This is a genomic window from uncultured Lamprocystis sp., assembly GCF_903933125.1.
Taxonomy (GTDB): Bacteria; Pseudomonadota; Gammaproteobacteria; order Chromatiales; family Chromatiaceae; genus Thiodictyon.
The window spans coordinates 1-7,998 of the sequence record NZ_CAIZIZ010000250.1; the positions used below are offsets into that span (position 1 = coordinate 1).

Sequence of the window (7,998 nt, forward strand, 5' to 3'; positions counted from 1 at the left end):
CGGTGACGGCTGGTGTTTTGGTCGACTTCAGACGATACCGCCGGTCTCCCGCTGCCGCCACCTCCGCAGGAGCCGCCGGCCCTGGTCCAGCCCACCCGTGCACAGCGCCCGGCCTCAGGCAAAAATGGCCAAAGTCGAGGCACAGTTGGTATCAGGGCGATTGGACCCGTTCGCCCTATGAGGAGGACACCGTCCCCCACTATACCGACTTCAACGAAAACGGCGCCTATTCCTGGGTCAAGTCGCCTTCGTTCGCCGACCAGCCGGCGCAGGTCGGCCCGCTCGCCAATGTCCTGGCGATGGTGGCCGCGGGCCACGAGGGCACCACGCGCTATCTGAAGCTGGCCATGGACCGCATCGGCGCGATCACGGGCTCCGCGGTGCCGCTCACGGCACTGCATTCGAGCCTCGGCCGGCACGCGGCGCGCTGCGTACGCACCCAGGTGCTCTATGACATGCTGCTGGAAAACTACGACGCCCTGATCGCCAACATAGCGGGCGGCGATTACACCAGCTTCAATCCGCCGGTTTTTCCCAAGGGCGAACAGATGGGCTTCGGGTTCCACGAGGCCCCGCGCGGCATCCTGTCGCACTGGATCGTCATCGACAATGGCAAGATCAAGAACTATCAGGCGGTAGTGCCCTCGACCTGGAACGCTGGACCACGCAACCAGGACGACGCCCGCGGCCCCTACGAGGCGGCCCTGATCGGCAATCCCGTCCTCGACGAGGAGCGCCCGCTGGAGGTCTTGCGCACGGTGCACTCGTTCGACCCCTGCCTCGCCTGTGCGATCCATCTACACGATAACCAACGCCAGCGGGTGATCCGTGTCAGCACCGTTTGAACCAGCGGGTGCGCGCTCCGGGATCTTGCTGCTCGGCCTGGGCAATCTGCTCTTGGGCGACGAGGGCCTGGGGATCCATGTCCTGCGTCGGCTCGAGGCCGGGTACCGCTTCGAGCCGTCGATCGACTTGGTCGACGGCGGTACCGCGGGTCTGGAATTGCTGCCGCTGTTCCGGGGCTATGGCCGGATCCTGATGATCGACGCCCTGGGCGGCGACCAGCCGCCGGGCGCGGTGGGCCTGATCCGCAATGACGACATCCGTCGCGCCCTGGAGGTCAAGCTCAGCTTGCATCATCTGGGCCTCGCCGAGGTACTGGCCCTGCTGGATCTGCTCGGCGAGGGGCCCGTCGAGCTGGCGTTGATCGGGGTGGCGCCGGCCCGGATGGAACTGGATCTCGACCTGTCGCCCGGCGTCGCCGCGTCCATCCCGACGGTCATCGCCGCGGCGCGGTCGCTCCTGACCAATTGGGGGGTGCGTTCGACATCCACCCGGCCCGAGAGCGCATACGTAGCGAGTCAATAACACGTGAAACACACACTTCACTTGTGAACGGTTCCCAGATCACCAACGAGGGTACGTCGATGAACGAGATAGACGATTTCACCTGTCTGCGCGGATCCCCCTTGAGCGAGGGCCTGACCGACGATCAACTGCGCGCCCTGACGGGCATCACCTTCTGCCGCCGCCTCCAGGACCATGAGGTTCTGATCGAGGAGGGCAAGATCGATAACAGCCTGCACGTCATTACCGAGGGGGCACTGGCCGTGACCCGTGACCTGGGCCGGGGCGAGTACACCACCATCCATGTGCTGCGGACCGGGGACATGGCCGGGGAGATGGGCTTCGTCACCGGCCGACCACACTCGGCGACCCTGCGCTCCCTGGGCCGTACCCAGGTATGCAGCTTCGACCGCGCTGCATTCGAAGACCTGCTGACCGAGCAACCCTGGATGGTCTATCGGGTGATGCAAAACATCGTCCACGTTGGGCACGGCATCCTGCGGCGGATGAACGCCGAATATGTGGAGCTCACCAAATACATCACCCGCTCTCAGGGTCTTTATTGAGCGGACGGCTGACGGCGAACGCCACCGGTCGTTGCGCGCGCCGGCCGGAGCCTTCGTTACACTCCTTCGCCGCGGCGCGCTGCGCGGCTGCATCGGCACCATCGAACCGCGCGCCGCTCTATGCGGCCGTGCTCGATAACGGGGAGAGCGCCGCCCGCCGGGCCCGCGCTTCGATCCGTCGCGACAGCAGTTCCAAATTTGGGGTGGCCGCCGTCAGCAGCGTGTGGGCGAGGCTGATGGTGGATGCGCTGCGCTTATCCACCCTACAAAACCGGCGCCGCTGTAGGGTGGATAAGGCGCGCTGTTCGATGTCAGGGACCCGGCACGGCGGTGGCGCGCGCCGCATCCACCAGGGGTCGCGCGATGCTGCCCAAATTTGGAATTGCTGCCGTCGCGATGTCGGACCCCGTTGGGGGCGTTCTGAAGGTAAGATGGCGGTTTTGCCCGGGGTCAAGGCCGTACTCGCCCTTGGGACGCCGCTGCAACCAAGGTCCGCGCTTCATGAACTACACACCTGTCCAACACATTACGCTCACGAACGGCCCGCTCGCTTACCGGCAGGCCGGGACCGGCCTGCCGCTGCTGCTCATTCACGGCTGGCGGTGTTCGTCCCGCCACTGGCAGGGCACCCTGGATTACCTGGCCGATGCCCGCGAGGTTTATGCTCTCGATCTGCCCGGCCATGGCGAGACCCCGCCCTGGCACGACCCGATCACCACCACCTTGCTGGCGCGCGAGGCGCTGGAGTTCGCCGACCGGCTGGGGTTGGAACGTTTCGACCTGGTCGGACACTCCTTCGGGTCGGCGGTCGCGGTCGGGGTGGCCGCCCTGGTGCCGACGCGGGTGCGCCGACTGGTGCTCACCAGCTTGGGCACGGCGCGCAATGTGGTGGAGCGTGTCACCCTGACCCAGGCCCATCAACAGATGGATCTCGGCTTATCCTTGTGGCGGCCCCTGCTTGCCCTGTCGCGCGATGGACATGCGCTGTGGAAGCCCTGGATCGAATGGGCGGCCAATGACCCGGTCATCAGCCGCGCGGTCGCCGGCGCTTTCGTGGAAAACCTGCCGGAGGACGAGACCGCCATTCGCGACGGCGTGGTCGAGTTTTTCAGCACGGACCCCCTCTCGGCCCTGGAGGTCGCCATCACCGCCGGCAGCCCGGAGTTCTTTCCTGCGCTGACCAAGGTCACGGCCCCGGTACTGCTGGTCACCGGTGATCAGGATCCGCTGATGCCGGTGTCCGCGGTCGAGGCAATGGCCGAACGCCTGGCCGATTGCCGCCTGGCCTGCCTCGACCGCTGCGGTCATCTCCCGATGATCGAGCAGCCGGACGCCTATCACCGTCTGGTGCGCGAGTTCCTGCTGGACGGGGAATGAAACCTTAATCATCGTTCCGGCCAACGTCCCTTGAGGCGTTGGGGAGGAAATTCGATCCACAGATGAACACAGGTGCTTTTCTTCATCTGTGAACATCTGTGACATCTGTGGATAAATCCGGGTGATTGCGTTGACCGGAACGGAGATCAAGGCCAAGTCGTTAGTTCGGGTCGGCCACCACGCAATAGTTCATCGCTGCCCCCTGGTAGCACTGCTGGTAATAGACGCCGTTATCGACCCAATAGGGTTGATCGGCGATCATGACCCGTTCGGCAGCCACCGGCAGCGAGGCGACCGCGGCGCCCACGGCCAGCCCGGCGACGGCCCCCGCGGCGACCGCGCCGCCGCTCCAGCCGGGACCGTAATAATGTCCCCAACTCGTGTCCCCGCCATAGACCACGCCGCCACGATCCGGCCCGCCCACCACGACGTTGCCGTCCGGTCCGCGCGCCGCGAAGTCGCCGTCTGGTCCGCGGACGGCTGCCATGTCGCCGTCGGGCCCGCGGGCTGCCGCGAACCCGCCGCCGTCCGGTCCACGCGCTGCCGCGAACGAATCGCCGTCCGGCCCGCGTGCCGCCTCGAAGTCACCGCCATCCGGTCCGCGCGCTGCCGCGAACTCGCCGCCGTCCGGCCCGCGCGCGGCCGCGAACTCACCGCCATCCGGCCCGCGTGCCGCCGCGAAGCCGCCGCCGTCCCGGAAGCTTCCGCCGCTGAATCCATCATCATGGAAACCGCCGTCGCCGCCATGGAATCCGCCAAAGCCGCCGCCGCCGAAACCACCCCCGCCAAAGCCGCGGGCTGTCGCCAGCGTGCCGAAGCCGACCAGGCCCAGGGCCGCCGCGATCAGCACGGTTTTACGCATGAGGCTCAAGTGACGCGTGTTCATGGCTGTGCTCCGGTCTGGGCAGGTTGAACGACAGGCTGGGCTGGTGCCGTCGGCGGCGGCGCGAACTTGATCTGCTGCACCCCGGCCGGCGCCTTGAATGTGAAGGTGCTCGCCTTGAGTGGGGGCGCGGTCTTCCAGTCCTGCAGATACGCGGTCCATTGCGGCGAGGCCGGCAGATTCTTTTGATTGATCAGGATCTTGACCGGCACCGGCTTAGCGCCCGTGGCGACCCACACCTGGACCTGGACATCGTCCCGATCGAAGGCCAGATGGTCGGCGGCGACCCCGCGCACCTTGCCGGTCCCGACGAACAGGGCATGGCGCTGGCCTTTGCCCAAATGCTCGCACAGCTTGGGGCTGGCCAGATCGGCAAGCGCCACCCGGAAGTGCAGGTTCTGGTCGACGTGTGCCAGGGCACCCTCGATATCCGCGGGGACCTCGGCGGTGGCGTAAGTCTTCGCGGTCGGATCGTACAGCGTCATGGTCTTGCCGTTGAGGAAAAACTGCTTGTCGAGCAGATCGCCCGCGGCGTTGACCCGCAGTTTGTCGGGGCGCTGCACGAAGGTCTCGGTGTCGAAGCTGAATTGCAGTTTCTTGCCGCCGGCGTAGACCCGGTCGTCGGTGACCTCCGCGCTGAAAGAGAACCGGTCGAGTGATTTCAGGTAATCGCACATGCGCGCGACGATCCGGTTCGGGTCCGGCGGTGCCGCCTGTGGCGACGGCTCGGCGGCTGTCGCCGGGCCGGTCAGCAGCAGCAGGCCGCCCAGGGCCAAACCGCTGATACGCTGTAGATTCATCGTCGTTCTCCTGTGATTGAAGGAACTCTCGGGAACATCCCGGCTGGCCCGGTGCAGGGCCGCCGCGGCACGGATCGGCGCCGATCCAGTGCAGCAAGCCTGTGGGAGCGGCGTCCCGCCGCGACGGCCCCCGGCGCGCTGCCGCAGCGTTCGCGGTCACCGCGGCACCGCATCGCGGCGGGACGCCGCTCCCACAAGGTCCGTGCCGGACTTTCACGGTAATGCCGCCAGTGTGCGACGCCGGGGCACTGGCCGCAATGATGATCAATGCCCGCCGGCCCACCCGAGCAGCGCCTCCGGGACGAGCATCCGGCATGAGCCAGTCGTTCCGCCAATCGTCTTATCCCAGACGCAGGTCGACCCGGCAGGCGCCGCCGCCCTCCGGCAGCCTGATCCGCGCGACGCCGTCGCTGACCGGCACCGGCTGCCCGTTCAAACTGACGGCGATCACCTGGCCGGCGCCGGCGCCATTCGCGACGACGATCTCACACGAGGTCTGGCCGTCCGGCAGCCGGTACGTCATCCGGTAGCCGGGCCAGTCGGCCGGGATGCAGGGTTTGAGGATCAGCGTGTGGCCGTGCTCCAGGCGCAGGCCCAGCACCGACTCGACGCCGACCCGGTACAGCCAGCCGGCCGAGCCGGTGTACCAACTCCAGCCGCCGCGGCCGATGTGGGGCTCGGTGCCGTAGATGTCGGCGGCGACGGCGTAAGGCTCCAGCCGGTAGGTCGCCACCTGTTCGGGGGTTGCCGTGTGGGTGACCGGGCTCAGCATCTCCAGCAGCCGGGCGGCCCGCTCGCCGCGTCCCAGTTCGGCCATGGCCATCACCGCCCAGCAGGCGGCGTGGGTATATTGACCGCCGTTCTCCCGCACGCCGGCCAGGTAGCCCTTGATATAGCCGGGGTCCTTGGGGGTGTCGACGAAAGGCGGGGTGAGCAGGCGGATCAGGCCCTCGGTCTCGCTGATCAACTCCGACTCCAGCGCGTCCAGCGCCTGTTCGGCCCGTTCGCGCGGGACCGCACCCGAGATGGCCGCCCAAGACTGGGCCAGGGCGTCGATGCGGCATTCGGCGTCGGCGGTGGAGCCCAGCGGTGTGCCGTCGTCATAGTAGGCGCGGCGGTACCAGGCGCCGTCCCACGCGGATTGCTCCAGCGCCTCGACCAGTGCCGTCCGGTAATCGGTATAGCGTTCGAGGCGGGCGTGATCGGCGCGCGCCGCGCACAGCGGCAGGAAGTCACCCAGGATGCGGTAGAGGAAGAAGCCCATCCAGACGCTTTCGCCCGTTCCCTCCCGGCCGACCCGGTTCATGCCGTCGTTCCAGTCGCCGGTGCCCATCAGCGGCAGGCCGTGGGTACCGCGGGTGAGTGAGCGGTCCAGGGCGCGGCAGCAATGGTCATAGAGGTCGCCCGAGGTGCCGCTGGGCTCCGGCAGCAGATAGGCCTCGTCTTCCCCCGGCGCCAGGAGCCGGGCGCTGAGATAGGGGACCTCGGCGTCGAGGATGGCGCGGTCGCCGGTCGCCTGGACATAGTGGCAGGTGACAAAAGGCAGCCACAGCAGGTCGTCGGCGAAACGGGTGCGCAGGCCGCGCTCCATGGGCGCCGCGTGCCACCAATGGAGCACATCGCCCTCGACAAACTGATGGGCGGCGTGCAGCAGGATCTGCGCCCGGGTCAGGTCCGGCCGCAAAGCCGTCAGGGCCCCCGCGTCCTGGAGTTGGTCGCGGTAGCCGTAGGCCCCGCCGGACTGATAGAAGGCGGAGCGTGCCCAAATCCGGCAGCTCAGGTTCTGGTAGACGAGCCAGCCGTTGAGCATCAGGTCGATGGCCGGGGAGGGCGTCTCGACTTGCAGCCGGCCGACCAGATCGTCCCAAAACGCCTTGGCCTGGGCGAGCGCCTGATCCACTGCACCCGGCTCGCGGTAGCGCGCGACCAGGTCGTCCAGTTCGGCCTGGTCCAGACACTCGCCGAGCAGGAAGCTGCACTCGGCCGACGCACCGGGCGCCAGCGTCAGGGTCGATTGCTGAGCGAAACAGGGGTCCAGCCCAACCCCGCAAGCGCCGTCGAGCAGGGCGGTTGCGCGCAACGCCTGGGGATCGCCCAGGTCGCCATGGCGGCCGATGAAGGCGGCGCGATCACAGGTGAAGGACTGCGGTCCAGGTGTCCCACCGAAACGGATCAGCGCGGCGAACGCGATGCCGTTGGCAAAATCGCCGGCCGCCGGGTTGACGGCGGTGAGCAGGTCGCGGGCGGGATCCCAGCCCGTTTCGATCGGGCTCGGCAGGGCCGGCTGGTTGCCCATGACCAGGCGCTGATAGGCGAAGAGCGCCAGCGTCCGCGGCCGGGTGCCATGGTTGGTCAGGCGCAGCCGCAGACAGCGCAGGGGGTCCGTGCGGGGCACGAAGACGGTGCACTCCTGAGCCAAATCCGCGTAATCGCAGCGAAAGACTGAGTAGCCGAGACCATGCCGGACCTCATAGTCACAGGGGGCCGGCCGCGGTCCGGGCAGCGGCGACCAGGACTCGCCGGTGGCCTCATCCCGCACATAGAGGGCCTCGCCGTGAGGATCGCTCACCGGGTCGTTGGACCAGGGCGTGAGGCGGTTGGCCTGGCTGTTGCGTGCCCAGGTATAACCGGCGCCCACCTCGCTCACCAGGCAGCCGGCCCGTTCGTTGGCGATGACGTTGATCCAGGGCAGCGGCGGGCGGGGCAGGGCGCCCGCGTCAGTGCCCGAGCGGCGCAAGGGCAGGACATAGTCGCGCCCGTCCGCGGAGAACCCGCCGAAACCGTTGAACAGCCGCAGCGGTTCCCCCGCGAGGTCCAGGGCGGCGGCCGGCGCACCGGGGGCGCCGGCTGCGTGTCCGGTCAACCCCTCGCCAACCGCCTGACCGGTCGTGCCGGTCGCGGGGGCCGCTTCCGGGCGGTGATAACCGTCCAGCAGCGCCAGCGCGCTCGCCCGGTCCGGGGCCACTCCGGTCAGGAACAGGACCTCGACCACGGCGTCAGCCGCCAGTGCGACCGTCGCCCGCAG

At 68.1% G+C, this 7,998-nt stretch carries 9 protein-coding genes; 5 read left to right on the top strand and 4 right to left on the bottom strand.

Features of this window, described 5'->3' with window-relative positions; genetic code table 11:
- The 4 genes from QZY03_RS12595 to QZY03_RS12610 form a co-directional block, all read left to right on the top strand.
- Window positions 1-845: nickel-dependent hydrogenase large subunit (locus QZY03_RS12595; protein ID WP_295581508.1), on the top strand; the 845-nt coding region annotated here is incomplete at its 5' end.
- Window positions 829-1,368 carry a hydrogenase maturation protease gene (locus QZY03_RS12600; protein ID WP_295581510.1) on the top strand — a complete coding sequence of 180 codons (540 nt, stop codon included), beginning with the start codon at window positions 829-831 and terminating at the stop codon, window positions 1,366-1,368. The genes QZY03_RS12595 and QZY03_RS12600, both read left to right, overlap by 17 nt.
- 59 nt (window positions 1,369-1,427) lie before the next feature.
- On the top strand, window positions 1,428-1,913 hold the full coding sequence (locus QZY03_RS12605; protein ID WP_295581512.1) for a cyclic nucleotide-binding domain-containing protein: 486 nt from the start codon (window positions 1,428-1,430) through the stop codon (window positions 1,911-1,913).
- Window positions 1,867-2,052, top strand: a complete 186-nt coding sequence (locus QZY03_RS12610) for an AMMECR1 domain-containing protein (protein WP_295581514.1) — start codon at window positions 1,867-1,869, stop codon at window positions 2,050-2,052. Before QZY03_RS12605 ends, QZY03_RS12610 begins: the two co-directional genes overlap by 47 nt.
- Here QZY03_RS12610 and QZY03_RS12615 read toward each other — a convergent pair.
- Complete coding sequence (locus QZY03_RS12615; RefSeq protein WP_295581515.1) at window positions 2,032-2,175, bottom strand: hypothetical protein; 144 nt, start codon at window positions 2,173-2,175, stop codon at window positions 2,032-2,034. The two genes, QZY03_RS12610 and QZY03_RS12615, sit on opposite strands and share 21 nt — an antisense overlap.
- 239 nt (window positions 2,176-2,414) lie before the next feature.
- Between QZY03_RS12615 and QZY03_RS12620 the strand changes: the two genes are divergently transcribed.
- Window positions 2,415-3,290, top strand: a complete 876-nt coding sequence (locus tag QZY03_RS12620) for an alpha/beta hydrolase (protein ID WP_295581517.1) — start codon at window positions 2,415-2,417, stop codon at window positions 3,288-3,290.
- Window positions 3,291-3,450: 160 nt separating this feature from the next.
- Here QZY03_RS12620 and QZY03_RS12625 read toward each other — a convergent pair whose 3' ends face one another.
- The 3 genes from QZY03_RS12625 to QZY03_RS12635 all read right to left on the bottom strand — a co-directional run.
- Window positions 3,451-4,176, bottom strand: coding sequence for a hypothetical protein (locus QZY03_RS12625; protein ID WP_295581519.1), 726 nt, complete (start codon window positions 4,174-4,176; stop codon window positions 3,451-3,453).
- Window positions 4,173-4,973, bottom strand: a complete 801-nt coding sequence (locus tag QZY03_RS12630; protein WP_295581521.1) for a DUF2092 domain-containing protein — start codon at window positions 4,971-4,973, stop codon at window positions 4,173-4,175. Before QZY03_RS12630 ends, QZY03_RS12625 begins: the two co-directional genes overlap by 4 nt.
- Before the next feature lie 340 nt (window positions 4,974-5,313).
- A partial coding sequence (locus tag QZY03_RS12635; protein ID WP_295581522.1) for a glycosyl transferase occupies window positions 5,314-7,998 on the bottom strand: 2,685 nt, incomplete at its 5' end.

Excerpts from the sequence above, each read along its gene's own strand:
- QZY03_RS12620 (WP_295581517.1), top strand. The coding sequence starts at position 2,415 with ATGAACTACACACCTGTCCAACACATTACGCTCACGAACGGCCCGCTC.
- QZY03_RS12630 (WP_295581521.1), bottom strand. The coding sequence starts at position 4,973 with ATGAATCTACAGCGTATCAGCGGTTTGGCCCTGGGCGGCCTGCTGCTG.
- QZY03_RS12605 (WP_295581512.1), top strand. The coding sequence starts at position 1,428 with ATGAACGAGATAGACGATTTCACCTGTCTGCGCGGATCCCCCTTGAGC.
- QZY03_RS12625 (WP_295581519.1), bottom strand. The coding sequence starts at position 4,176 with ATGAACACGCGTCACTTGAGCCTCATGCGTAAAACCGTGCTGATCGCG.
- QZY03_RS12610 (WP_295581514.1), top strand. The coding sequence starts at position 1,867 with ATGTGGAGCTCACCAAATACATCACCCGCTCTCAGGGTCTTTATTGAG.